This is a genomic window from Pseudomonas sp. 2725 (assembly GCF_050434585.1).
Classification (GTDB): Bacteria; Pseudomonadota; Gammaproteobacteria; order Pseudomonadales; family Pseudomonadaceae; genus Aquipseudomonas; species Aquipseudomonas jessenii.
This window is the reverse complement of record NZ_JBNDIV010000009.1, coordinates 96292-119629: the sequence shown is the minus strand read 5'-3', so window position 1 is coordinate 119629 and position 23338 is coordinate 96292. Positions and strand designations below refer to the sequence as shown.

23 protein-coding genes are annotated in these 23338 nt (G+C 59.3%); 12 read left to right on the top strand and 11 right to left on the bottom strand.

Going from position 1 to position 23338, the window contains the following annotated elements; translation table 11 throughout:
- Positions 1 to 8 precede the first annotated feature (8 nt).
- Both ABIE16_RS24370 and ABIE16_RS24365 read left to right on the top strand, forming a co-directional pair.
- Positions 9 to 437, top strand: coding sequence for a DUF4160 domain-containing protein (locus tag ABIE16_RS24370; protein WP_150813511.1), 429 nt, complete (start codon positions 9 to 11; stop codon positions 435 to 437).
- Positions 434 to 904 carry a DUF2442 domain-containing protein gene (locus tag ABIE16_RS24365; RefSeq protein WP_090451526.1) on the top strand — a complete coding sequence of 157 codons (471 nt, stop codon included), beginning with the start codon at positions 434 to 436 and terminating at the stop codon, positions 902 to 904. The genes ABIE16_RS24370 and ABIE16_RS24365 overlap by 4 nt, the downstream gene beginning before the upstream one ends.
- A gap of 30 nt (positions 905 to 934) precedes the next feature.
- On the opposite strand, the gene trmA is transcribed toward ABIE16_RS24365, so the two are convergent.
- Together trmA and ABIE16_RS24355 are read right to left on the bottom strand one after the other, a co-directional pair.
- Complete coding sequence (gene trmA, locus ABIE16_RS24360) at positions 935 to 2014, bottom strand: tRNA (uridine(54)-C5)-methyltransferase TrmA (RefSeq protein ID WP_429522115.1); 1080 nt, start codon at positions 2012 to 2014, stop codon at positions 935 to 937.
- The gene (locus tag ABIE16_RS24355) at positions 2011 to 3306 is read right to left on the bottom strand and encodes an NCS2 family permease (RefSeq protein WP_057713210.1); all 1296 of its coding nucleotides are present in this window, start codon (positions 3304 to 3306) and stop codon (positions 2011 to 2013) included. The genes trmA and ABIE16_RS24355 overlap by 4 nt, the downstream gene beginning before the upstream one ends.
- 222 nt (positions 3307 to 3528) lie before the next feature.
- On the opposite strand from ABIE16_RS24355, the gene ABIE16_RS24350 reads away from it, so the two are divergent.
- Positions 3529 to 3975: a DUF4879 domain-containing protein gene (locus ABIE16_RS24350; RefSeq protein WP_429522114.1), complete on the top strand. Its 447-nt coding sequence runs from the start codon at positions 3529 to 3531 to the stop codon at positions 3973 to 3975.
- A 67-nt stretch (positions 3976 to 4042) separates the two neighbouring features.
- Positions 4043 to 4594 (top strand): DJ-1 family glyoxalase III, encoded by a 552-nt coding sequence (locus ABIE16_RS24345; RefSeq protein ID WP_057713211.1) that lies wholly within the window; start codon positions 4043 to 4045, stop codon positions 4592 to 4594.
- 6 nt (positions 4595 to 4600) lie between these two features.
- Here ABIE16_RS24345 and ABIE16_RS24340 read toward each other — a convergent pair whose 3' ends face one another.
- A complete protein-coding gene (locus ABIE16_RS24340; protein ID WP_429522113.1) occupies positions 4601 to 5851 on the bottom strand; it encodes an MFS transporter in 1251 nt (416 codons plus the stop codon).
- 470 nt (positions 5852 to 6321) lie between these two features.
- On the opposite strand from ABIE16_RS24340, the gene ABIE16_RS24335 reads away from it, so the two are divergent.
- The 3 genes from ABIE16_RS24335 (at position 6322) to ABIE16_RS24325 (ending at position 9023) form a co-directional block, all read left to right on the top strand.
- Positions 6322 to 7758, top strand: a complete 1437-nt coding sequence (locus tag ABIE16_RS24335; protein ID WP_057713213.1) for a cytochrome ubiquinol oxidase subunit I — start codon at positions 6322 to 6324, stop codon at positions 7756 to 7758.
- A gap of 3 nt (positions 7759 to 7761) precedes the next feature.
- Positions 7762 to 8769: a cytochrome d ubiquinol oxidase subunit II gene (cydB, locus tag ABIE16_RS24330; protein ID WP_056728750.1), complete on the top strand. Its 1008-nt coding sequence runs from the start codon at positions 7762 to 7764 to the stop codon at positions 8767 to 8769.
- A gap of 86 nt (positions 8770 to 8855) precedes the next feature.
- Entirely contained in the window at positions 8856 to 9023 is a 168-nt protein-coding gene (locus ABIE16_RS24325) for a DUF2474 domain-containing protein (protein WP_015096916.1), read from the top strand.
- Positions 9024 to 9087: 64 nt separating this feature from the next.
- On the opposite strand, the gene ABIE16_RS24320 is transcribed toward ABIE16_RS24325, so the two are convergent.
- Both ABIE16_RS24320 and ABIE16_RS24315 read right to left on the bottom strand, forming a co-directional pair.
- Entirely contained in the window at positions 9088 to 10212 is a 1125-nt protein-coding gene (locus ABIE16_RS24320) for a methyltransferase (protein WP_218497987.1), read from the bottom strand.
- 175 nt (positions 10213 to 10387) lie between these two features.
- Positions 10388 to 11101, bottom strand: coding sequence for an autoinducer binding domain-containing protein (locus ABIE16_RS24315; RefSeq protein ID WP_429522112.1), 714 nt, complete (start codon positions 11099 to 11101; stop codon positions 10388 to 10390).
- A 306-nt stretch (positions 11102 to 11407) separates the two neighbouring features.
- Between ABIE16_RS24315 and ABIE16_RS24310 the strand changes: the two genes are divergently transcribed.
- Positions 11408 to 12184, top strand: a complete 777-nt coding sequence (locus ABIE16_RS24310) for a ferredoxin--NADP reductase (RefSeq protein WP_090451514.1) — start codon at positions 11408 to 11410, stop codon at positions 12182 to 12184.
- Between the two features lie 41 nt (positions 12185 to 12225).
- Here the strand turns inward: ABIE16_RS24310 and mscL are convergent, their stop codons facing one another.
- Positions 12226 to 12639 (bottom strand): large-conductance mechanosensitive channel protein MscL, encoded by a 414-nt coding sequence (mscL, locus tag ABIE16_RS24305; RefSeq protein ID WP_150813502.1) that lies wholly within the window; start codon positions 12637 to 12639, stop codon positions 12226 to 12228.
- A gap of 631 nt (positions 12640 to 13270) precedes the next feature.
- On the opposite strand from mscL, the gene radA reads away from it, so the two are divergent.
- Entirely contained in the window at positions 13271 to 14638 is a 1368-nt protein-coding gene (gene radA, locus ABIE16_RS24300; RefSeq protein ID WP_429522111.1) for a DNA repair protein RadA, read from the top strand.
- Positions 14639 to 14769: 131 nt separating this feature from the next.
- Here radA and ABIE16_RS24295 read toward each other — a convergent pair whose 3' ends face one another.
- Complete coding sequence (locus ABIE16_RS24295; protein WP_150813500.1) at positions 14770 to 15138, bottom strand: PilZ domain-containing protein; 369 nt, start codon at positions 15136 to 15138, stop codon at positions 14770 to 14772.
- A 160-nt stretch (positions 15139 to 15298) separates the two neighbouring features.
- On the opposite strand from ABIE16_RS24295, the gene ABIE16_RS24290 reads away from it, so the two are divergent.
- The 3 genes from ABIE16_RS24290 (at position 15299) to yjiA (ending at position 18712) form a co-directional block, all read left to right on the top strand.
- Positions 15299 to 17365, top strand: a complete 2067-nt coding sequence (locus ABIE16_RS24290) for a carbon starvation CstA family protein (RefSeq protein WP_090451508.1) — start codon at positions 15299 to 15301, stop codon at positions 17363 to 17365.
- A 15-nt stretch (positions 17366 to 17380) separates the two neighbouring features.
- Positions 17381 to 17578, top strand: a complete 198-nt coding sequence (locus tag ABIE16_RS24285; RefSeq protein WP_007895266.1) for a YbdD/YjiX family protein — start codon at positions 17381 to 17383, stop codon at positions 17576 to 17578.
- A 162-nt stretch (positions 17579 to 17740) separates the two neighbouring features.
- On the top strand, positions 17741 to 18712 hold the full coding sequence (gene yjiA / locus ABIE16_RS24280) for a GTPase (protein ID WP_057713220.1): 972 nt from the start codon (positions 17741 to 17743) through the stop codon (positions 18710 to 18712).
- A 122-nt stretch (positions 18713 to 18834) separates the two neighbouring features.
- On the opposite strand, the gene ABIE16_RS24275 is transcribed toward yjiA, so the two are convergent.
- The 4 genes from ABIE16_RS24275 to glyA all read right to left on the bottom strand — a co-directional run bounded on the left by ABIE16_RS24275 (position 18835) and on the right by glyA (position 23221).
- Positions 18835 to 19515, bottom strand: a complete 681-nt coding sequence (locus tag ABIE16_RS24275) for a GntR family transcriptional regulator (protein WP_218497990.1) — start codon at positions 19513 to 19515, stop codon at positions 18835 to 18837.
- A 25-nt stretch (positions 19516 to 19540) separates the two neighbouring features.
- Complete coding sequence (locus ABIE16_RS24270) at positions 19541 to 20245, bottom strand: FadR/GntR family transcriptional regulator (RefSeq protein WP_218497991.1); 705 nt, start codon at positions 20243 to 20245, stop codon at positions 19541 to 19543.
- 57 nt (positions 20246 to 20302) lie between these two features.
- Entirely contained in the window at positions 20303 to 21616 is a 1314-nt protein-coding gene (locus ABIE16_RS24265; RefSeq protein WP_090451504.1) for a C4-dicarboxylate transporter DctA, read from the bottom strand.
- Positions 21617 to 21967: 351 nt separating this feature from the next.
- On the bottom strand, positions 21968 to 23221 hold the full coding sequence (glyA, locus tag ABIE16_RS24260) for a serine hydroxymethyltransferase (protein ID WP_057713225.1): 1254 nt from the start codon (positions 23219 to 23221) through the stop codon (positions 21968 to 21970).
- Positions 23222 to 23338 lie beyond the last annotated feature (117 nt).

Genomic DNA, 23338 nt, shown 5'->3' with positions numbered 1-23338 from the left:
GGGTTAGCATGAAGGTATGTAATCACAAGGGACTGTCGGTGGTGATCATGTTGCGAGACGAGCATTGTCCGCCTCATGCGCATGTGGAGGCGGGTACATGGAGTGCGAGGTTCAGGTTCAGCTTTTGGCACAACGGTGTCGAGCTCTGGGATGTAGTTCCGCTTTCGCGTCGGCCACCGTTAGCAGTGCTTGAGGGATTGCGCCAATCGCTCCAGCAGCCTGCCCATTTGCGGCGCGCCCGGGGCATCTGGTGGCGAAAATTGCAAACGGCTTGTCTTGATAATCAATTGTGGGACTGGCAAAGCAACGAAGTCGTTGTGGTGAAAAGGGTTGTCAGTACGACCAACATGATTGGGTCGGCTTGCTACGAACCTGAATCGAACAAGACGTTGCTGTCCCTGATAGGCACACAGGAAAGTGTAGAGATCGAGTTATGAAAACGATAAAAGCCAAGGTTCAGGCCGATAATCCCGTAACGGAAAGCAGCCTGGACAAAGCCATTGAACGTGGCGAGTTACGTAGAAAAAATAGCCTGCAAGCGACGGCGGTTACCTACCTGCCCCCCTGTCTGGCCGTCAGCTTCGAAGACGGCAGCGGCGTATTGTTGCCCGTAGCCAACTATCCGGAGTTCGATGATTTTGAGGGCGAGGAACTTGCCAGTCTGACTGTTGGCTACGCGGGTACTGCCCTGTGCCATGAAGGCAAGGACCTGCATGTATCTATTGCCGGGTTGATTTCTGCGAGCAAGCCCCTGATGGCCATGGCGGCGTCGGTCGTTGCTTCGCGCAATGGTCGCCAGAGCAGCGCCGCAAAGTCTGAAGCTGCGCGGGCCAATGGCAAGAAGGGCGGGCGCCCGCGCAAGGTCGATGTTGTCTTGCCGGTACCCACAAAAAAGCCGTCGTGAAGACGGCTTTTTTGTGCCTGGCAGGTGTCATCAACGCCGGGTCAACATCACCCCGGATTCCATGTGATGGGTCCACGGGAACTGGTCGAACATCGCGCATTGGCTGATGCGGTGGGTGTCGTGCAGTTGGGCGATGTTGGCTGCCAGGGTCTGCGGGTTGCAGGAGATGTACAGGATGTTGTCGAAGCGCCGGGTCAGCTCGCAGGTGTCCGGGTCCATGCCGGCGCGGGGCGGGTCGACAAAGACGCTACCGAACTCGTAGCTCTTGAGGTCGATGCCGTGCAGGCGGCGGAACGGACGGACTTCGTTCAGGGCTTCGGTCAGCTCTTCGGCGGACAAACGCACCAAGGTGACGTTATCTACCGCGTTTTCGCTGAGATTGCTCAAGGCCGCGTTGACCGAGGTCTTGCTGATTTCGGTGGCCAGCACCTTGCGCACGCGGGTGGCGAGGGGCAGGGTGAAGTTGCCGTTGCCGCAGTACAGCTCCAGCAAATCATCGGAGCGATCGCCGAGCGCATCGTATGCCCAGTTGAGCATCTTCTGGTTCACCGTGCCGTTGGGCTGGGTGAACGCGCCTTCAGGCTGGCGATAGCTGAAGGTGCGGCCGCCGACTTCCAGCTTCTCGACCACGTAATCGTGACCGATGACTTCGCGCTTGCCCTTGGAGCGGCCGATGATGCTGACGTTCAGGTCCGTCGCCAGTTTCGACGCCGCCGCATGCCAGTGCTCGTCCAGCGGGCGGTGATAGCACAGGGTGATCATCGCGTCACCGGCCAGAGTGGTCAGGAACTCCACCTGGAACAGCTTGTGGCTCAGGGGCGCGCTGGCTTGCCACGCTGCCTTCAGCTGCGGCATCAACTGGTTGATGCGCAGGCTGGCAATCGGGAACTCTTCGATCAGGATTGGCGTGCGTTTGTCTTCCTGGGAAAACATCGCGTAGTGACGCTCGCCGGCCTCGCGCCACAGGCGGAACTCGGCGCGCAGGCGGAAGTTTTTCAGCGGCGAATCGAAAACGGCTGGCTCCGGTGCATCGAACGGGGCCAGCAGGTCACGCAGGCGCGTGACCTTTTCTTCGAGCTGAACGGCGTAGGCCTGGGAATCAAAAGTCATGCGTTGAACCAACCCAGCTTGATCACGAACAGAATCGACAGGATCACCAGCGCCGGGTTCAGCTCACGGCCACGACCGGACATCAGCTTGATGGCGGTCCAGGAAATGAAACCGAAGGCGATGCCATTGGCGATGGAGTAAGTGAACGGCATTGCCAGCGCGGTGATCACCACCGGCGCGGCGACAGTAATGTCGTCCCAGTCTATTTCGGCCAGGCCGGATGTCATCAGCACGGCGACGAACAGCAGTGCCGGCGCAGTGGCGAAGGCCGGAACGCTGGCGGCCAGTGGCGAGAAGAACAGCGCCAGCAGGAACAGGATCGCCACCACGATGGCGGTCAGGCCGGTGCGGCCACCGGCACTCACGCCGGCTGCGGACTCGATGTAACTGGTGGTGGTCGAGGTGCCCAGCAGGGAACCGGCCATGGCGGCGGTGCTGTCGGCGATCAGCGCGCGGCCCATTTTCGGCATGTGACCGTCCTTGCGCATCAGACCGGCGCGCTTGGCCACACCGATCAGAGTGCCGGAGTTATCGAACAGATCGACGAACAGGAAGGCGAAGATCACGCTGACCAGACCGATGTCCAGCGCACCCTTGATGTCCAGTTGCAGGAAGGTCGGGGCCAGGGACGGCGGCATCGACATCACGCCGCCGAACGGGGTGAAGCCCATCACGATGGAAATGATGGTCACCACCAGAATACCGATCAGCACTGCGCCGCGCACGGCAAGGGCTTCGAGGGCGACGATCAGGGCAAAACCGAGGGTGGCGAGGATCGGGGCCGGTTGTTTCAGGTCACCGAGGCCGACCATGGTCGCCGGGTTGCTGACCACGATGCCGGCGTTGTGCAGGGCGATCAGTGCCAGGAACAGGCCGATACCGGCAGCAATCGCCGAGCGCAGCGGCAGCGGGATGCTGTTGATGATCCATTCACGGATGCGGAAGATCGACAGCAGGAAGAAGCACACCGCCGAGATGAACACCGCACCCAGCGCCACTTGCCAGGTATGGCCCATGTGCAGGACCACGGTGTAGGTAAAGAAGGCGTTCAGGCCCATGCCTGGTGCGAGTGCGATCGGGTAGTTGGCGATCAGGCCCATGGTCGTCGAGCCGATGGCAGCTGCCAGACAGGTGGCGACAAACACTGCGCCCTTGTCCATGCCGGTCTCGCCGAGGATGCTCGGGTTGACGAACAGAATGTAGGCCATGGCCAAAAAGGTCGTGACGCCCGCCAGAATCTCGGTCCGCACGTTGGTGTTGTGTGCCTTGAGTTGAAACAGCCTTTCCAGCATGTCTGCTCCCCGTGGCGCGCCGGGCGCCGTGAATGTATCGACCTCAACAGCAAAGCACAGGCAGCAGAACGCGCCTGGAAATTACTGTGGGCCGGAAAAAGCCGCGCATCATACCAGTAGCTTGGGAATATGGCTGCTTTGGCGGTGATCGTCGTCGATGTTTTGCGACAAAGCCAAGTGCGCCATACTGCGCGCTGGTTTTTTGGGGTGGATGGGTCCTGCATGAAAAAGCGTCTGGTTGCCGCCCTCGGAATAGGGGGAGCGTTGTTTCTCGGGGCGCAAACGGCCGTGGCGGCTTCGGCTCCACCGCTGACGCAATTGAGAGTGCTCAAGGTCGCGTCGTCGTCCTGTGGTGTCGAGAATATCGACGAAGGGCAAACCCGGACTCGCTGCGATCACATTGGCCCGAACATCATGGTGTACGTGCTGGAAGTGGGTTATGGGCGTGAGGCCCATGTCGCCCTGGACGGTTTCGAGGTGAATGGCACCCGCACACCCGTTTGTGCGTTCAAGAACGGCAACCTGACCAGCTGCACTCCCGGGGAAAAAACCGTCGGCTATTTGTATGCCCTCGATCTGGCGGGCAAGCAGGAAGGCACGCTGACTTTCAGCAATACCTCGATCAACGCGCCCGGCAATACGATGTCGACGCAGCTTTATATCCAGTAACCGCACGTATCGAACAAGGGTCAGAAAGCTGACTACGCTTAAAAGATCATTCTGTGGACAGTACCCGATGACTTTTAGAGCCTTGATTGCCCTTGCCGAGGGCACCGACGACCTGCAAACCGTGACCCTGATCGACGTGCTGCGCCGCGCCAAAATAGAAGTGGTGGTGGCCAGTATCGAAGGGCGGCGCATGCTCACTTGCGCCCGCGGCACTCGCCTGACGTCCGATGCGATGCTGGTGGACTTGCTGGCGCAACCCTTCGACCTGATTGCCTTGCCCGGTGGAGCGGTGGGTTCGCAGCACCTGGCAGCCCACCAACCCCTGCAACAATTGGTCAAGGATCAGGCGGCGGCTGGTCGCCTGTTCGCCGGCATCGCCGAAGCGCCCGCCGTGGCACTGCAGGCCTTTGGCGTATTGCGTCAGCGGCGCATGACCTGCCTGCCCTCGGCCAGCCATCAACTGCTGGGCTGTACCTTCGTCGATCAACCAGTGGTGGTCGACGGCAATTGCATCACCGCCCAAGGCTCGGCCGGCGCATTGGCATTTTCCCTGGCGCTGGTGGAGCAACTCTGCGGTAAAGCCACTCGTATGGCCGTGGCGGGGGAGTTGCTCGTTTAGAGAGTGTCAGACCTTCGCCTCTTCCTTCTCTTCATCTTTAGCCATGTGCATGCGATCGCGGCTGGCCAGTGTCGGGAACAGTTTGACCCACACCCCGGTCACCACCAGCGTGCCGATCCCGCCCATGACCACCGCTGGCACGGTGCCGAACCAGTGGGCAGTCAGTCCCGATTCGAATTCGCCCAACTGGTTCGAGGCACCGATGAACAGTCCATTGACGGCGCTGACCCGGCCGCGCATTTCGTCCGGGGTTTCCAGTTGAACGAACGAGGCGCGGATCACCATGCTGATCATGTCTGCCGCGCCCAACACCACCAACACCGCCAGGGAAAACCAGAACGAGGTCGACAGGCCGAAGGCGATGGTCGCCACGCCGAAGATGCCCACGGCCGTGAACATCACCCGTCCGACGTTGCGTTCCACGGCAAACCGCGCCAGGAACAGCGACATCAGCAGCGCGCCTACCGCCGGCGCCGAGCGCAGCAGGCCAAGCCCCCACGGGCCGGTCAGCAGAATGTCCTTGGCGAACACCGGCAGCAGCGCTGTGGCGCCACCCAATAGCACCGCAAACAGATCGAGGGAGATCGCCCCGAGAATGTCCGGACGACTGCGGATGAAGCGAATGCCCGCCAGCAGCGAATCCAGAGTGGCCTTGCCCTTGTTCAGCGGGGTTTGTCGGGCCGGCAGGTTGAGCATCAGCGAGCAGGCGATGACATACAAAAGCACCGTCGGGCTATACACCCAGACGCTGCCGAAGGCGTAGAGCAAGCCGCCGAGGGCTGGAGCGACGATGGTTGCCGATTGCTGGGCCGATTGTGCGGCGGCCACTGCACGGGGAAACAACGCGCTGGGCACGATACTGGGCAACAGGGCCTGGGTGGTCGGCATTTCAAAGGAACGAGCGGCACCGAGCAGGAAGGCCAGGATAAAGATCATTTCCCGGGTGACATGGTCGGTGGCGCTGCCGATGGCCAGCGACAGGGCGATTAATGCCTGGAGGGACTGGCAGATCGCCGCGACCTTGCGCCGGTCATAACGGTCGGCGACGTGCCCTGTGTGCAGCATGAACAGTACGCGCGGGGCGAACTCGACCAGGCCGACCAGACCCAGGTCGAGCACATTGCCGGTCAGTTGGTACAGGTTCCAGCCGATGGCCACGGTGAGCATCTGGAAGCCGCTGGCGGTAAATACCCGGGCCAGCCAGAACGCGAGAAAAGGGCGATGGTGACGTAACAGCAAGGGCTCTTGGCTGGGCATCTTCGCGAAGATCTGGGGAGAGGGGAGTGGCGAGATTATCACCAGCCTGTAACAAAAAGTTGCTGTGACAAAAGATTTAGTTAGCCAGACATCGATTTTCATGTGGGAGCGGGCTTGCTCGCGAAGGCTGAGTGTCAGTCGACATTGATGTTGAAGCTGATGCCCCCTTCGCGAGCAAGCTCGCTCCCACAAGGAGATATGTTTCTGCCTGTTACCCCGGCCGTGAGGCAACTTGTCACGCGGCAAAAGACCACGCGGTTCATCCCCGAAATTGGGACTACTCTTTCAACGTTGATTGATCCAGATCAAAACCCACAAAAGGAATTGATCCGGCGGCCGCAAGGCCAGACTCCCTGCGTTGTGATGCGTGCAAAAAAAGAACAAAAGGGGATTCGCCACACTCCATACCCGTGGGGGCCGTGGGTGCAGGCTTCCAGCCCGCAGCCGTACTACCTGACAGAGGAAGACTTATGTTCGGTTTAGAGGCACTTGATCTCGCCCGAATTCAGTTCGCGTTCACCATCTCGTTCCACATCCTGTTTCCGGCCATCACCATCGGCCTGGCGAGTTACCTGGCGGTACTCGAAGGCCTGTGGCTGAAAACCCATAACGACACCTACCGCGACCTCTACCATTTCTGGTCGAAGATCTTTGCCGTCAACTTCGGCATGGGGGTGGTTTCCGGGCTGGTAATGGCCTATCAGTTCGGCACCAACTGGAGCCGCTTCTCGGACTTCGCCGGTTCCGTGACCGGGCCGTTGCTGACCTATGAAGTGCTCACTGCATTCTTCCTCGAGGCCGGGTTCCTCGGTGTCATGCTGTTTGGCTGGAACAAGGTCGGGCGTGGCCTGCACTTCTTCGCCACCGTGATGGTGGCCATCGGTACGTTGATCTCCACGTTCTGGATTCTCGCTTCCAACAGCTGGATGCAGACCCCGCAGGGCTTCGAGATCGTCAACGGTCAGGTCATACCCACCGACTGGCTGGCGATTATCTTCAACCCTTCGTTCCCGTATCGCCTGATGCACATGGCCACGGCAGCCTTCGTCGCCACGGCCTTCTTCGTCGGTTCCTCCGCGGCCTGGCATTTGCTGCGCGGCAAGGACAATCCGGCGATCCGCAAAATGCTCTCGATGGCCATGTGGATGGCGTTGATCGTGGCGCCGATACAGGCGGTCATCGGCGACTTCCACGGTCTCAATACGCTCAAGCATCAGCCGGCGAAAATCGCCGCCATCGAAGGCCACTGGGAAAACAAGGGCGACGAGGCGACGCCGCTGATCCTGTTCGGCTGGCCGGACATGAAGGAGGAGAAGACCAAATTCGCTGTCGAAATCCCGTACCTGGGTAGCCTGATTCTCACGCACTCCCTGGATAAACAGGTGCCGGCGCTCAAGGAGTTCCCGCCTGAAGACCGGCCGAATTCGACCATCGTGTTCTGGTCGTTCCGGATCATGGTGGGGCTGGGCTTGCTGATGATCTTCACCGGATTGTGGAGCCTGTGGCTGCGCAAGCGCGACACCCTCTACACCTCGCGGCCGTTCCTGTACCTGGCGCTGTGGATGGGGCCGTCCGGCCTGATCGCGATTCTCGCCGGCTGGTTCACCACGGAAATCGGCCGTCAGCCTTGGGTGGTCTATGGTCTGATGCGTACGGCGGATGCGTCGTCCAACCATAGCTTCATGCAGATGAGCATCACCCTGATCCTGTTTGTCGTGGTTTATTTCGCGCTGTTTGGCGCCGGTCTTGGCTACATGATGCGCCTGGTGCGCAAGGGGCCGAAGATCGACGAAGGCAAGGAAACCAACGACGGTGGCCCCGGCCAGAAGCGCACACCGGCCCGGCCGCTGTCCGCCGCCGACGACGATCACGCCGATGCCGGCCACAGCCTGACCAAGGAGATTTGAATCATGGGTATTGATCTTCCGCTGATCTGGGCCGTGATCATCATCTTCGGCATCATGATGTACGTGGTCATGGACGGTTTCGACCTGGGCATCGGGATTCTCTTCCCGTTCATTCCGGGCAAGACTGATCGCGATGTGATGATGAACACCGTCGCCCCGGTCTGGGACGGCAACGAGACCTGGCTGGTGTTGGGTGGCGCGGCGTTGTTCGGCGCGTTTCCGCTGGCCTATTCGGTGGTGCTCTCGGCGTTGTACCTGCCGCTGATCCTGATGTTGATCGGGTTGATCTTCCGCGGCGTGGCCTTCGAGTTCCGCTTCAAGGCCAGGGACGACAAGCGCCATCTGTGGGACAAGGCGTTCATCGGTGGCTCGGTCACCGCGACGTTCTTCCAAGGCGTTGCGCTTGGCGCGTTCATCGACGGGCTGCCTGTGGTCAACCGGCAGTTCGCCGGTGGTTCACTGGACTGGCTGACACCGTTCACGATGTTCTGTGGTGCGGCGCTGGTCGTGGCCTATGCATTGCTCGGTTGCACCTGGCTGATCATGAAGACCGAAGGCAAGTTGCAGGAGCAGATGCATGACCTGGCACGGCCATTGGCCTTCGTGCTGCTGGCGGTGATCGGTATTGTCAGCATCTGGACCCCGTTGGCCCACACGGATATCGCCGCACGCTGGTTCACCATGCCAAATCTGTTCTGGTTCATGCCGGTGCCGATCCTGGTGCTGGTGACGATGTACGGACTGATCCGCGCCGTGGCCCGCAACGCGCATTACACGCCGTTCCTGCTGACTCTGGTGTTGATCTTCCTCGGTTACAGCGGGTTGGGCATCAGTCTGTGGCCGAACATCATCCCGCCGTCGATCTCGATCTGGGACGCCGCCGCGCCGCCGCAAAGCCAGGGCTTCATGCTGGTGGGCACGCTGTTCATCATCCCGTTCATCCTGGGCTACACCTTCTGGAGCTACTACGTGTTCCGCGGCAAGGTCACCCATGAAGATGGTTACCACTAGTCTGCTGCACAACGAATCTGTGGGAGCGAGCTTGCTCGCGATGGCGTCCTGACAGACGCCATTGATCTACATCGGAGGATTTATCAATGAACGGCAAACATTCCCTGCACGACATTGAAGAAGCCGAAAAAAAGCCGCTGTGGCAGCGGCTCGGTTGGTTGGCCCTGATCTGGGTCGGCAGCGTGGGCGCCCTGTTCATCGTCGCCAGCCTGATGCGTCTGTTCATGAACGCGGCCGGCCTGACCACGCACTGACATCTCTCCCGTGGCCTCGAGGCACGGATTTACGACCCTCCTGCCGGAGGGTTTTTTTTGCCTGTTACTTGCGCGCCTTGAGGATCACGAATTTCGGATTGGCCGCCACTTGCTCGACGCCACGGAACAATCGCGCCAGCTTGCTGTGGTAACCCAGGTGACGATTGCCGACGATGTACAGCGCGCCGCCCACCACCAGCGCTTCGCGGGCCTGCTGGAACATCCGCCAGGCCAGGAAGTCGCCCACCACCTGTTGCTGGTGAAACGGTGGATTGCACAGCACGACGTCAAGCGATTGCGGTTCCTGGCCGGCCAGGCCATCACCGGCGCGCACGATCACTTCCCGTTCACCCAGCGCTGCGCGCCAGTTTTCGGAGGCCGATTGCACGGCCATGTACGACTCGTCCACCAGTGTGTAGTGGGCCTCGGGGTTTTGCAGGGCGCTGGCGATGGCCAGGACGCCGTTACCGCAACCGAGATCGGCGACCCGCGCCGAACCGAGGTTTTTCGGCAGGTGTGGCAAAAACGCCCGGGTACCGATGTCCAGGCCTTCGCGGCAAAACACATTGGCGTGGTTGAGCAGTTCGATGGCCGGTTCGTCGAGTCTGTATCGCGTTGGGTAGGGCGACACCGCCGGGGTTTTGTCTTCGGCGGTGGCAATCAATAGCCGCGCCTTCTTCACCGCCAACGAGGCTTGCACGGGGCCGATGTAACGCTCCAGCAAGTCGCCCGCCGCCCGGGGCAAATGCTTGATCATGGCTGCGGCAACCACTTGGGCGCCAGGTGCCAGTTGACCTTGCAGGCGGATCAGTTGTTCTTCCAGCAGGGCCAGGGTTTTCGGTACACGAATCAGCACGCAGTCGAACAGCCCGGCAGGGGTTTCGCTGGCGGGTACGCTCGGCACGGCATCAAAGGCCAGGCCGTTGCGCACCAGGTTCTTTTCCAGACCCTGGAAAGCCAGGAACGAATCACCGCTGCTGATCACCCGCACCTTGCCCGCCAGGCTGGCCGCCAACGCGCCGAAACTGTCATTGAGCACCAATACCCGGGTGTCCGAAGCCGGTTGCTGTTCGGCCAGATGATTGAGCAGGTATTCATCGGCCGCATCGAAAGCTTGCAGCGGTTCATTCTGCTGTTCGGGCTGGCGGATCAGGTCGAGGCTGGCGAAGGGTGTTTCGAGCAAAGGCATGGGGCGGGGCTCTGGGTAATCAACGGATGTCCCGCTGCCCGAAGGCGGTGGAGCGGGCGGAGCCGTCCGAGTGTAATACGTCGTGAAGGTTTACACGCCATCACTCAGGAGGGACCGCAAATGGTACGTTTTTTTTGCCTGGATTACTCGCAGGTTTTCCCGCAGCCGGGCGCTTTCAGATGGCTCCGGACCGGGCCGCGGCGATGACGGCCGCCATCTTGTTGTTGACGCCGAGCTTCTCGATAGCCCTGTGCACATGAAAGTTGATTGTGCGTTCACTCAAACTGAGGATCCTGGCAATTTCATAGGCCGTCTTGCCATCGGCCGACAGTTTCAATACTTCGAGTTCCCGCCGTGACAAGGGGGCAGCCTGGGGGTGAGCCGGTTTTCTCGGTTGCCTTGCGATCGCCAGCGCGTGCAAATGGCGAGTGATGAACACCGAGAATCCAAGATGCTCGTACAGCTCATAGGCTGAAATCGGGCAGTGGCTTCTGGCCAGGCTGAGAATACTGCGCTGACCGGTTTCCTCATCAGAGATCGCCTGGGACCAGCCATGCTGCAAACCTTGTTGCTGCAGCAAGTGCCATAGCCATGGCGTCTTGGAAAAAAGCTCTTCGCTCCAGAGAACAGGCAGCGTTGAACGATTGCAATGCGCCACTATCGGATCTATTTGCGTGGCGTTGTTTTTTTCATATTGAGTGTTCCACTCATGGGGGAAATTATTCAGGTTCACCGCACTGCTATCGACTCCGACTGAGTTCGAAGTAATTGAAAAGCCACAAAATTTATATCCAAGGTTTCTAGCGAAGTTGAGCGCGATTCGATAGGCGGTTTTGATCTCTTGCGTGTGTGACAATTGCTTGAGCTGTGACTCCTTCCAGATTTCCATACAAGGGTCTCTCCATCACCGTTTCTTCTGGGTGCGATCTTGGATCCAAGATTCGGCACGTCACGAAGTGTAGGATAATTCCTACGGTGATGCTGCGACAATTTTGCTCTTTTGACTGTTGGAAAAGTGTATTTCAGGTTCTTAGGCAATCGATGGGATATAAAATGCCATATGTCATTTTATAATGATGGGTATGCGCCACATTTGGTAAACAGTCACTAGTGCAGATTAATGTCACTACAAACTGTCGGTGGTTACGCTGCTTTCTTTGCGGGACACTGGGGTGTCTTTTGATTGGAGCCTTCCATGTCCGTCAGTGAAGAAAAATTTACCCGTCAGACCTTGCTTGAGGTTCATCCGCTGACCCAGAGCCTGTTTACCTTGCGTGCCACCCGGGATGCAGGGTTTCGTTTTCGGGCGGGGCAGTTTGCCCGGTTGGGCGTCACCAAGGCTGACGGCAGCACGGTATGGCGCGCCTATTCCATGGTGTCCTCGCCTTTTGACGAGTTCCTCGAGTACTTTTCCATTGTCGTACCGGGCGGTGAGTTCACCAGCGAGCTGAGCCGACTGGGTGTTGGCGATGCATTGCTGGTCGACCGCCAGGCCTTCGGTTATCTGACGCTGGACCGGTTTGTCGATGGGCGTGATCTGTGGTTGTTATCCACAGGCACGGGCATCGCGCCGTTCCTGTCGATACTCCAGGATTTCGAAGTCTGGGAGCGATTCGAGCGGATCATTCTGGTCTACAGCGTTCGCGAAGCCCGGGAACTGGCGTATCAGGAGCTGATCGCAGGGCTGGCGAAGCGTGATTATCTGGCGGAGTACGCCCATAAACTGCAATTGATCACCACGGTCACTCGTGAACAGCATCCCGGCTCATTGAACGGGCGGATCACCGCGCTGATTGAAAACGGCGAACTGGAGCGGGTCGCGGGTGTTGCGCTGACGCCTGAGCATTCACGGGTCATGCTGTGCGGCAATCCGCAGATGATCGATGATACGCGCAAGCTGCTTAAACAGCGGGACATGCACTTGAGCCTCAGCCGGCGACCTGGTCAGGTGGCAGTGGAAAATTTCTGGTAAAAAAAAGGCGCCTCGAAGGCGCCGTTTTTTTGCTAATGCCGTCAAGGCCGGTTGTTCTGGGCCTTGAGCAAGTCGCGGATCTCGCCCAGCAACTCTTCTTCCTTGGTTGGAACCGGCGGCAGGCTAGGGGCCACGGCCTCTTCGCGCTTCAGGCGGTTGATGACCTTGACGCCCATGAAGATCGCGAGAGCGACGATGACGAAGTCGATGATGGTCTGGATGAATTTGCCATAGGCGAGCACCACCGCCGGAATCTCGCCCTCCGCTGCCTTGAGCGTTATGACCAGATCACTGAAGTCCACGCCACCGATCAGCATCCCGATTGGCGGCATGACCAGGTCACCGACAAACGAGGTAACGATCTTGCCGAAGGCCGCACCGATGATGATGCCGACGGCCATGTCGACCACGTTGCCTTTGACCGCGAAGGCCTTGAACTCATTTAGCACGCCCATAGGTTATTTCCTTGTTACAGATGAGGTTGATGAACGCAGTGTAAATCAGCAAATCGCATTCTGCTTGAATCAACTGCCTGCCGTGCTTGCCAGCAATCGACACCGGGTGGTGTAAAAAATTCACCGATTGATCTCATCTGTGGGCGGCCGGGCCTTGCGCGGTGTTTTGAATGTGATGTTTTTTCAGCGATATGGTTTCGTTTGTGTGAGCAAACCAAGGTTGAGGGAGGCCATCCCTGAAGCGGGACGTTAAAGTTGGTCGTGTAGTTAGTGGTCAGGGGCGGTATTGAAATTGATTGCAGTTGTAGCGATATTAACTGTTTCGTTAGTTAGCAAGTAGCGTGCTTCCCTGAATTAATCACTGTGCTCTGTGTGAGTGATTCAGAGTTGTACATTAAGTGTGTAAGTGAATAAAGTTTGTATAAGTTTTCAGGTTGTTCAGACAGGCATGCCCTTAGAGTTTGTTGAGTATATTGAACGAAAAACCTATACAAGGTTTTGTTTGGCGGGTGTTTATCAATATACCTGATTTTTATGGGGGTATTTGTAATCATCAAAAGGGTTGCGAAGTATCCGGCCGCACTCGCGCGCTTCAGCTGAGCTATCATCGCGTTTTTTTCCGGGAGTTCCGATGGCCAAGGCCAAGCGCATGTACGGCTGCACCGAGTGCGGCTCAACCTTCCCCAAATGGGCCGGCCAGTGCGGTGAGTGCGGAGCCTGGAACACGCTCACCGAAACCATGGTGGAAAGCGGCGGGGCAGCCGCCCCCAGTGGTCGTACCGGCTGGGCCGGCCAGCAGGCGCAAATCAAGACCCTGGCCGAAGTCAGTGTCGAAGAAATTCCGCGCTTCTCCACCGCTTCCAGCGAGCTCGACCGGGTTCTGGGTGGTGGTCTGGTGGATGGCTCGGTGGTGCTGATCGGTGGCGACCCCGGCATCGGCAAGTCGACCATTCTGTTGCAAACCTTGTGCAACCTCGCCAAGAGCATGCCGGCACTGTACGTCACCGGTGAGGAATCCCAGCAGCAAGTGGCCATGCGTGCACGGCGCCTGGGGTTGCCCCAGGATCAACTGCGGGTCATGACCGAAACCTGCATCGAAGCCATCATTGCCACGGCCCGTCAGGAAAAGCCCAAGGTGATGGTGATCGACTCGATCCAGACGATCTTTACCGAGCAACTGCAATCGGCACCGGGCGGTGTGTCCCAGGTGCGTGAAAGTGCAGCGTTGCTGGTGCGTTATGCCAAACAGAGCGGTACGGCGATTTTCCTGGTGGGCCACGTCACCAAGGAAGGTGCTCTGGCTGGCCCTCGGGTGCTGGAACACATGGTCGACACCGTGCTGTATTTCGAAGGCGAGTCCGACGGGCGCCTGCGTCTGCTGCGGGCGGTGAAGAACCGCTTCGGTGCAGTCAATGAGCTGGGTGTGTTCGGCATGACCGACAAGGGCCTGAAAGAAGTCTCCAACCCCTCGGCGATTTTTCTGACCCGTGCCCAGGAGGAAGTCCCGGGTAGCGTGGTGATGGCAACCTGGGAAGGCACGCGGCCGATGCTGGTGGAGGTACAGGCGCTGGTGGACGACAGTCACCTGGCCAATCCGCGTCGGGTCACGCTGGGGCTGGATCAGAACCGGCTGGCGATGTTGCTGGCGGTGCTGCACCGTCACGGTGGCATTCCGACCCACGATCAGGACGTGTTTCTCAACGTGGTCGGCGGGGTCAAGGTGCTGGAAACGGCGTCCGACCTGGCGTTGATGGCGGCGGTGATGTCCAGTTTGCGTAACCGACCGTTGCCCCACGATCTGCTGGTGTTCGGTGAGGTCGGGCTTTCCGGTGAGGTGCGTCCGGTGCCGAGCGGTCAGGAGCGATTGAAGGAAGCCGCCAAGCACGGGTTCAGGCGGGCCATCGTGCCCAAGGGCAATGCGCCGAAAGAGGCGCCGGCCGGGTTGCAGATCATTGCCGTCACGCGTCTGGAGCAAGCGTTGGACGCGTTGTTCGAGTAACTCACAGAGGAAACACAAACCCTGTGGGAGCGGGCTTGCTCGCGAAAGCGGTGTGTCAGTCAACAGAGATGCTGAATGTAACGGCCTCTTCGCGAGCAAGCCCGCTCCCACACTGGATGGATGCCGGGCGGTCAGACTTCGATCAGGGCACCCAGTTCGCGCTCAAGCTCCTGCTGGTCGCCCAGGTTGAGCTCGATCAATCGCCGAAGGCGCTCGATGGACTCCAGACTGATGTGCAAGCAGACAAAGCCGAGCTGACCATGGTCGTCGTGGGCCAGTTGCACATCCATGGTGATGTCGGCTTCTTCGCTCAGATGAATGTCGACCAGAAAATCCTGCTGCGGATTGCCCTGCCAGTGTTCGGGTCGTTCAATCAGCAAGCCCTTGAGCGACAGGTCAATCAACTTCACCGGCCAAGTGGACTCCCCCTGACTCAGCTCGGTTCGGGCATCGAACGCAATACGTTTGAAGCGGCGACGTTCGGCAGGGTACTCGCTCATGGCGCGATCCTCGGAAATGTACGCTGACTATAGACCCGCATGATCAAAGGCTGCCAGCGCGTGCAGGTGTCCAGACCAATGTCGGGCTATGGTCATTGCCGTCAGGAGAGCTAAACTCGGGATTGCTGTCTTTCTTGTCCACTCTGGCTGGAATAATAAAATGAAAAATAATAATAGCCCGCTACGCCATTTGCCTTGGCTGGTGCTGGCAATCGTAGGTGCGTGTGCGCTGGGTGTCGTGGCATTACGCCGAGGCGAGGCAATCAACGCCTTGTGGATTGTGGTCGCAGCCGTCGCCATCTATCTGGTCGCCTACCGCTACTACAGTCTGTTCATCGCTAACAATGTCATGCAACTCGATGCGCGACGGGCCACTCCCGCTGTGCTCAACAATGACGGTCTGGACTACGTGCCGACCAACAAGCACATTCTTTTTGGTCACCACTTCGCGGCCATTGCCGGCGCGGGGCCTTTGGTCGGTCCGGTGTTGGCGGCGCAGATGGGCTACCTGCCCGGCACGCTGTGGCTGATCGCCGGCGTGGTGCTGGCCGGTGCGGTGCAGGACTTCATGGTCCTGTTTATGTCCACCCGCCGCAACGGTCGTTCCCTGGGCGACATGGTCCGCGAAGAAATGGGCCGCATCCCCGGCACCATCGCGCTGTTCGGCTGCTTCCTGATCATGATCATCATCCTCGCGGTGCTGGCGCTGATCGTGGTGAAGGCCTTGGCCGAAAGCCCTTGGGGCATTTTCACGGTGATGGCGACCATCCCGATCGCGATGTTCATGGGCATCTACATGCGCTACATCCGCCCGGGTCGCATTGGTGAAATCTCGGTGATCGGCGTATTGCTGCTGCTGGGCTCGATCTGGCTCGGCGGGCAGATCGCCGCCGATCCGGTGTGGGCCAAGGCATTCAGCTTTACCGGTATCCAGATCACCTGGATGCTGATCGGCTACGGTTTTGTCGCGGCGGTATTGCCGGTGTGGCTGATCCTGGCGCCCCGTGACTATCTGTCCACCTTCCTGAAAATCGGCACCATCGTTGCCCTGGCCATCGGCATCCTGGTGACCATGCCCGAGCTGAAAATGCCGGCCCTGACCCAGTTCGTCGACGGCACCGGCCCGGTATGGAAGGGCGGTCTGTTCCCGTTCCTGTTCATCACTATCGCCTGTGGCGCGGTGTCGGGTTTCCACGCGCTGATTTCCTCCGGCACCACGCCGAAGCTGCTGGATAACGAAACCAACGCTCGCTACATCGGTTACGGCGGCATGCTGATGGAATCGTTCGTGGCAATCATGGCCATGGTTGCCGCTTCCGTGATCGAGCCTGGCGTGTACTTCGCCATGAACAGCCCGGCGGCCGTGGTCGGCGGTGATGTGGTGGCCGTTGCGACAGCCGTCAGCAACTGGGGCTTTGCAATCACCCCGGAAGCCCTGCAAGCGGTGGCCCACGACATCGGTGAAACCACCATCCTGGCCCGTGCCGGTGGTGCGCCGACCCTGGCGGTCGGGATCGCGCAGATCCTGCACAGTGTTCTGCCGGGCGAGAACACCATGGCGTTCTGGTACCACTTCGCGATCCTGTTCGAAGCGCTGTTCATCCTCACCGCAGTCGACGCCGGCACCCGTGCCGGGCGCTTCATGCTCCAGGACTTGCTCGGCTCCTTCGTCCCGGCGCTCAAACGCACCGAATCCTGGACCGCCAACCTGATCGCCACCGCAGGCTGCGTGGCGATGTGGGGCTGGTTGCTGTACCAGGGGGTGATCGATCCGTTGGGTGGCATCAATACCCTGTGGCCACTGTTCGGTATCTCCAACCAGATGCTGGCCGGTATCGCGCTGATGCTCGGCACCGTGGTGCTGATCAAGATGAAGCGCCAGCGTTATGTCTGGGTCACCATGTTGCCGGCGGTATGGCTGTTGATCTGCACCACGACGGCGGGCTTCATCAAGCTGTTCGACGCCAACCCGGCGATCGGCTTTCTGGCCCTGGCCAAGAAATACAGCGATGCCTTGGCCAACGGCCAGATCCTCGCCCCGGCCAAGGACATCACCCAGATGCAGCACGTGATCTTCAACGCCTACACCAACGCAACGCTGACTGCGCTGTTCCTGTTCGTGGTATTCAGCATCCTGTTCTATGCACTCAAGGTCGGCATTGCCGCCTGGGGTAAAAAGGAACGTACGGACAAAGAATCGCCATTCCAGGCGCTGCCGGATGCGTAACCAGAGGATTGCAGCATGTTCAATGACTTGAGTCGCCTCGGTAAATACCTCGGTCAGGCCGCGCGCCTGATGGTCGGCATGCCCGACTACGACAACTACGTCGAGCATATGCAGACCAAGCACCCGGACAAACCGGTGATGAGCTATGAGATGTTCTTTCGGGAGCGTCAGGAAGCCCGTTACGGTGGCAAGGGTGGGCCGAAATGCTGTTGATCCGGTTGTCGGATTAACAGCCATACCTGTGGGAGCGAGCTTGCTCGCGATGGCGGACTGTCAATCAACAGTGATGTTGAATGTTAAGCCTCTATCGCGAGCAAGCTCGCTCCCACATTTGTTTTGTGTTGTTTTTTCACTGTGTGAAAAAGGAGATCCAGTTTGTCCTCTCCCATCCCGGTCACGATCCTCAGCGGCTTCCTCGGCGCCGGCAAGACCACTTTGTTGCGTCACCTGCTCAAGGCCGAGCACGGCCTGAAAATCGCCGTGATCGAGAATGAATTCAGCGATGCCGGTATCGATACCCAGTTGTTGGGCGATGAGCCGGTACAAGTGATGACACTGTCCAACGGCTGCGTTTGCTGCACCATCCACACGGACCTGACCAAAGCGCTTTATCTATTGCTCGAGCGTCTGGACCAGGGCGACATCGCCTTCGACCGCCTGGTGATCGAATGCACCGGCCTGGCCGACCCGGCGCCCGTGGCACAAACCTTTTTCATCGACGAAGAGTTGCGCGAGCGCTATATCCTCGACGGCATCATCACCCTGGTCGACGCGGCACATGCCGACTTGCATCTGACCCAGACCATCGCCCAGGCGCAGATCGGTTTCGCCGACCGCTTGCTGGTGAGCAAGCGTGACCTGGTGGACGAAGCAAAATTCACCGCGTTGAGCGAGCGCCTGACCCGTATCAACCGACGCGCCCCGATCCGCGTGGTTGATCACGGAAAGATCGACCTGGCCGAATTGCTCGACGTGCGCGGCTTCAACCTCAATGCCGACCTCGGTGGCGGCGTGAGTTTGCGCCCGGTCAGCCAGGCACCGTCCATCGACCGCATTTCCAGCCTGGTGCTGCGCACTGAAAAAGCGCTGGATATCGACAAGCTCAGCGAGTTCATGAACGAGTTGCTGGAGGAGCATGGCAAGCAGTTGCTGCGCTACAAAGGCGTGTTGAACATCCTCGGCGAATCGCGTCGCATGGTGTTTCAGGGGGTGCTGAAACTTTATGGTTTCGACTGGGATACCGAGTGGGCTGAAGACGAGGTGCGCGAGAGCGTGATCGTGTTCATTGCCGATGACTTGCCGGAGGAAAAGATTCGCGAGGGATTTGCGCGGGTGGCGGCGGTCTGAAGTTTTATGGCGTCTGTGAGGACGCCATCGCGGGCAAGCCCGGCTCCCACAGGTTTCTGGTTGAACACAAAGTCTGTGCTTGGCCTCGAACACTGTGGGAGCGGGCTTGCCCGCGATGCGATCTAGCCGGCAACACAATGTTCACGGGGTGTATTGAGCAGTGTCTGCTCCAGATGATCCAGATGCCGGTTTATCAGCATGGCCGCTGTCGCAGCATTTCCACGTTCAACAGCATCAACAATCGCCAAATGCTCCTGCCACGCGCAAAAACTGTGCGTCTGCTCCTCACACTGCGCAATCGCCAATGACGTCAGCGGCACCAGACTGCCAAGAAAATGCGCCAGCGGTGCATTTCCAGCCATTTCGGCCAACTGCAAATGAAACTCTCCCGACAAACGAATCGCCTGGCCACGCTCGGCGCATTGACGCTCGTTATCGACCAGTGTCCGCAGGCGCTTCAAGTCTTGCGCGCATGGCCGCTGACACGCCAGCCGTACCAGCATGATCTCGGCCAGACGCCGGGCATGCAGTGTCTGCCGGGTCTGCTCGGCATCAAGTTCGGCGACGCGGGGACGATGGTTGGCTCGAAGTATGATGATTTGCTGGTGGGACAGTCGCGTCAGCACATCACGCATGTCGCTGCGCCTTGCACCGAACATCTGCGCCAGGCTTTCTTCGGTAAAGCGACTGGCTGAATGGATGCGCTGCTCGAAAATGGCATCGAGGACCCGCGAATACAGATCATTCACCGAAGGGCGGACGGGCAGGGTAGCGAGCGTTTGTGGCGAAGCGAAGCTGTTCATGGCCAATCTCCAGATCGAAGAGGTTTCAACTGCCGAGGTTGTCTTCCGGGATGTTCAGTTCGATGCCCATGCGCTGGCCTTCGCGCAAAATGTGCCGACGCATCTCGGCGCTGGCCTGCGCGCTGTTCTTGCTGCGGATCGCCCGCACCACGGCTTCGTTTTCTTCAAGGCGTTCAGCCAGATGCTCCGGGGAGTTGCGCAACACTTCGGCGCTTTGCTTGAGGGCATTGCTGGTTTGCTGGACCACGCTCTGGAAGATCGGGTTTGACGTCAGCGTGAACAGCTCTTCGTGGAACGCGATGTAGGCGCTTACGCCGGCTTCACTGTCATTGGCCTCCAGGGCTTCACGCATGTCCATCAGGGTCAGGCGCAGTTGCCCGACTTCCTTGCTGCTGATCGACTGCGCCACGAGGCCGACGATGAATGGCTCCAGGGTGTAGCGCAGTTGCAGCACGTCTTCCAGGCTCGCGGCGGCCACCGCGCTGTCGTAGGGCTGGTCATCGCTGAGACTGGTCTCGAGTACGACGACGCCTTTGCCCGGCATCGAACGCACCAGGCCAAGGGTTTCCAGGACGATGACCGCTTCACGCAGGCTTGGGCGGCTGATACCCAGTTGTTCGGCCAGCTCGCGTTGCCCCGGCAGCATTTCGCCGGAGCGCCACTGACCACGGGCCAGTGCGGCCCGAAGTTTTTCTACGACTGAATTGACGACCGTTGAGGTGGTAATCACTGTGTGCTCCATGGATAAAGGCAGGGGAACCCGCCATCTGGCGGGCTCCCACATGATTCAAAACTCCTGCTGATGCGCCGGCGCGACCGGTTTTTTCGGCTGGAAGGTATAACCCATCTGGCCGGAAAGCACCTTGTTCGCACGCTGGATATCGATGTCCTTCTCCCAGCGGGCGATGGCCACGGTGGCGACACAATTGCCGATCAGGTTGGTCAGCGCGCGGCCGATGCCCATGAACCAGTCCACCGCGAGCACCAACACCAGACCGACCACCGGAATCGCCGGGATCGCCGTCAAGGTTGCCGCCAGAATCACCAGTGCCGATCCGGGAATCCCGTGGGCACCTTTGGAGGTGATCAGCGACACCAGCAAAATGGTCAGCAGGTCAGTCATGGCCAACGGCGTGCCGGTGGCGTTGGCGATGAACACGATGGCCAGGGTCAGGTAGATCGAGAAGCCGTCGAGGTTGAACGAGTAACCCGTTGGAATCACCAGCCCCACCGTCGAACTGCCGATGCCCAGATGTTCGAGCTTGCGCATGATTTGTGGCAGCACAGCGTCGGACGAAGCGGTGCCCATGACGATCAGCAACTCTTCGCGCAGGTACTTGAGCAATGGCCACATCTTCAAGCCGGAGAGGCGCATCACCAGGCCGAGAATCAGGGCCACGAAGGCCACACAGGTCAGGTAGAAGAGGCCGACCAGGTTGCCCAGGTGTTGCAGCGAGTCCAGGCCATATTTACTGGTGGTGAAGGCGATCGCGCCGAATACGCCGATCGGTGCCAGTCGCACGATCATGCCCATGATGCGGAAAATCACGTGGCTGAGTTCATTGATCAGCCGCGAAATACCCGATGCCGCCTCGCCCACCAGATTCAGTGCACTGCCGAACAGCACGGAGAACAGCAGGACCTGCAGGATGTTGTTATCGGCAAAGGCACCGATCACCGACGTCGGAATCAGGTCCATCAGGAACTGTGTGGTGGTGTGCATGTGCTGTCCGCGCTGGGCAATGTCGCCCATGTCGGCTGCGGAAAGCTGCTCCAGGTGAATGTTCGCACCGCTGCCGATGCCGGTGCTGAAGGCGAACACCAGGCCGATCACCAGGGCGATGGTGGTCAGCACTTCAAAGTAGATCACCGATTTGAGGCCGATACGGCCGACCTTCTTCAGGTCGCCGGCACCGCTGATGCCGCTGACCACTACGCAAAACACAATCAAGCCAATGAGCATTTTGATCAGCTTGATAAAACCGTCACCGAGCGGTTTGAGCTGAGCGGAGTATTCGGGAAGGGTCAGCCCACAGACGATGCCGAGCACCAGTCCGAGAACCACTTGGAGGAAGATTGAACGCGAGCACCATCTGAGCATGGGAGGAATCCTGGTCGGTGTCCTGGCTGCCGTGCGCAAGGCGCATCGACTTCAGGACTTAATTATTGTGGTCTTACCGGTATGTCCAGTGCAGGCGCAGTCTAGGCGCTATTTTTAGGTGTTCGCAAGTAAAAATTAGAAAATTGGCATGACCGGTCTTACCAGTTGGTGCTGGGCCTGTAGGAGCGAGCTTGCTCGCGAAGGTCGTCAACGATAACGAGTGCTTGCTGGTTCAACGCATCATCATTGAAATCATCGCGAGCAAGCTCGCTCCTATAGAAGCATTTCACGGGCGAAAAAAAACCGGCCATCTCTGGCCGGTTTCTCATGACTGCGGTTTAGCGGGGCTGATTAAGCGCCGTATACCGGCAGCTTCTTGCAGATAGCCTTGACCTTCTCACGAACGGCATCGATCACCGCTTCGTTGTTCAGGTCAGCCAGGATGTCGCAGATCCAGCCAGCCAGTTCCTTGCACTCTGCTTCCTTGAAGCCACGAGTGGTCACAGCCGGGGTGCCGAAGCGCAGGCCGGAGGTGACGAACGGGGAGCGTGGGTCGTTTGGCACGGAGTTCTTGTTCACGGTGATGAACGCTTTGCCCAGAGCGGCATCGGCGTCTTTACCGGAGATTTCCTGCTTGATCAGCGACAGCAGGAACAGGTGGTTCTGAGTACCGCCCGACACTACGTCGAAGCCGCGCTCGATGAACACGCCGGCCATGGCCTGGGCGTTCTTCACCACTTGTTGCTGGTAAGCCTTGAACTCAGGCTGCAGCGCTTCCTTGAAGCAGATCGCCTTGGCCGCGATCACGTGCTCCAGCGGGCCGCCCTGGGCGCCCGGGAATACCGCGGAGTTCAGCTTCTTCTCGATGTCGGCGTTGGCGCGAGCCAGGATCAGGCCGCCACGTGGACCACGCAGGGTCTTGTGGGTAGTGGTGGTCACCACGTCAGCGAATGGAACCGGGTTCGGGTAGACACCAGCGGCAACCAGGCCGGCCACGTGGGCCATGTCGACGAACAGGTAGGCACCTACCTTGTCGGCGATTGCACGGAAGCGCGGGAAGTCGAGGATCTGCGAATAGGCAGAGAAACCGGCCACGATCATTTTTGGCTTGTGCTCAACGGCCAGGCGTTCGACTTCGTCGTAGTCGATCAGACCGTTGGCGTCGATGCCGTACTGGATGGCGTTGTACAGCTTGCCGGAGGACGAAACGCTGGCACCGTGAGTCAGGTGACCACCGTGGGCCAGGCTCATGCCCAGGATGGTGTCGCCGGCCGACAGCAGGGCCAGGTAAACGGCGCTGTTGGCTTGCGAGCCAGCGTGCGGCTGAACGTTGGCGTAGTCGGCGCCGAACAGCTCTTTGGCGCGGTCGATAGCCAGCTGCTCGACGATGTCTACGTACTCGCAACCACCGTAGTAGCGCTTGCCCGGGTAACCTTCGGCGTACTTGTTGGTCAGTACCGAGCCTTGAGCTTCCATCACCGCAGGGCTGGTGTAGTTTTCCGAAGCGATCAGCTCAATGTGCTCTTCCTGGCGCTGAGCTTCTTGCTCCATGGCGGCAAAGAGATCGGCGTCGTACTTGGCAATAGTCAAATCACGGCTGAACATGGCGGTCCTCAAGGATCGGGGGCGGAAAAGGGGGGCATTCTAACCTAATGGGTTTTAGATGGCATATGAAACGGCATCATGTCGCAGACAAGCGGGCTTCATGACGGGGTCAGCGGT